The sequence below is a fragment of the Paraburkholderia fungorum genome (genome assembly GCF_046027605.1).
Lineage (GTDB): Bacteria > Pseudomonadota > Gammaproteobacteria > Burkholderiales > Burkholderiaceae > Paraburkholderia > Paraburkholderia fungorum_F.
In genome coordinates, this window is sequence record NZ_JAQQEF010000077.1 from 1 (window position 1) to 1,681 (window position 1,681).

Sequence of the window (1,681 nt, forward strand, 5' to 3'; positions counted from 1 at the left end):
TTGCATGTAGCAGCTTTATGTAAATGTCGTGTTCTAGCTAGATAGAAATGTCGTGTTTTTGAACGCTGGCATGCTGGTCGGTCCGTTGCGAGATTTCGGAGTCGGCCATGTGTCCAGCCACCCTGGTGACATTGAACATGCGCGAACTCGACCGTTTGAAGGTCATCCAGGCCATTGTCGACAGGGGCCTCAAGCCTGGTCGCGCGGCCGAACGTCTGGGCTTGACCGTGCGTCAGGTTGAGCGCCTGGTGATCCGCTATCAGGAATCCGGTGCGGCGGGACTGGCCTCGCGCAGACGTGGCCGTTCCGGTAACCGGAAGCTGGACGAAGGACTGGCTCAGCGGGCGCTGGCGATCATTCGTGAGCGCTACGCCGATTTCGGGCCGACGCTGGCCTGCGAGAAGCTTTGGGAGTGCCATGGCATCCGGATGGCCAAGGAAACCGTGCGGCACCTGATGACCGATGCCGGGCTGTGGATTCCGCGCCGGCAGCGCCCGCCGAAGGTCTATCAGCCGCGGGCCCGTCGTGCGTGTCTGGGCGAGCTGGTGCAGATCGATGGCAGCGATCACCGGTGGTTCGAGGAACGGGCGCCGGCCTGCACACTGCTGGTGTACGTTGACGATGCGACCAGCCGGCTGATGCATCTGCACTTCACGGCGAGCGAATCAACCTTCAGCTATTTCGAGGCGACGCGTGCGTACATCGAATGCCACGGCAAGCCCGGTGCGTTCTATAGCGACAAGGCGAGCGTGTTTCGCAGTGGCAAAGCCCATGAAACGGGAAGCAGCGTGACGCATTTCGGCCGGGCGATGTACGAACTGAACATCGACACGTTCTGCGCGAACAGCAGTTCCGCGAAGGGCCGCGTCGAACGCGCCCACCTCACGCTGCAGGACCGCATGGTGAAGGAGATGCGGTTGCGCGGCATCAGCACGGTGGCTGATGCCAATGCGTATGCGCCCTCCTTCATGGCGGCCTACAACGCGCGGTTTGCCAGGCCACCGAAGAGTGAGTTCGATGCACACCGGCCGCTGCGGGCTGACGAGCATCTCGACCTGCTGATGACCTGGCGCGAGACGCGGCGCGTGACGAAGTCGCTGACGGTGCAGTACGACCGCGTGATGTACCTGCTGGATGACACGGCGGAGAACCGCAAGCTGATCCACCGCTACATCGACGTGTGGGAGTATCCGGACGGACGCATCGAGATCCGCGCCGATGGCCGTGTGCTGCCGTACAGGCAGTACGACCGGCTGGCCGAGATCGATCAGGGCGCGGTCGTTGAACACAAGCGCCTGAGTCACGTACTGCAGGTCGCGCAGGCGATCCAGGCGCAACGTGACAACCGGCGCATCTCGGGCTCCCCTGCGCGCACGAATCAGGGACAACCGGTTCGGGCAACGGAACGAGCGCAGGGCACGAAGAAGCAGCGCGAGTTCGCAAAGGCCGACGTCGATGAAGTGATCGTGCAGCTGGCGCAACGCAATCAACTGAAGCAGCCGCGCAAACCTGGCCGTCGGTCGGCAGGATCTGGCTGAACGGACTGACACGCCCTGCCCGTTCACACGCTGTCCTTCAAGGCTGTGTGAGATTCAAACCGTTAAAGACAGAGTCAAAATCAACCTCAAACCCCGACATTTCTAAATAGCTGCCGCTACGACATTTGAACCTGGCCTCGACA

At 61.9% G+C, this 1,681-nt stretch carries 1 protein-coding gene; it reads left to right on the plus strand.

What is annotated here, in order from left to right; genetic code table 11:
- The first annotated feature begins 107 nt into the window (after positions 1-107).
- A complete protein-coding gene (locus PQR53_RS38795; RefSeq protein WP_408465872.1) occupies positions 108-1,538 on the plus strand; it encodes an ISNCY family transposase in 1,431 nt (476 codons plus the stop codon).
- The last annotated feature ends 143 nt before the right edge of the window (positions 1,539-1,681 follow it).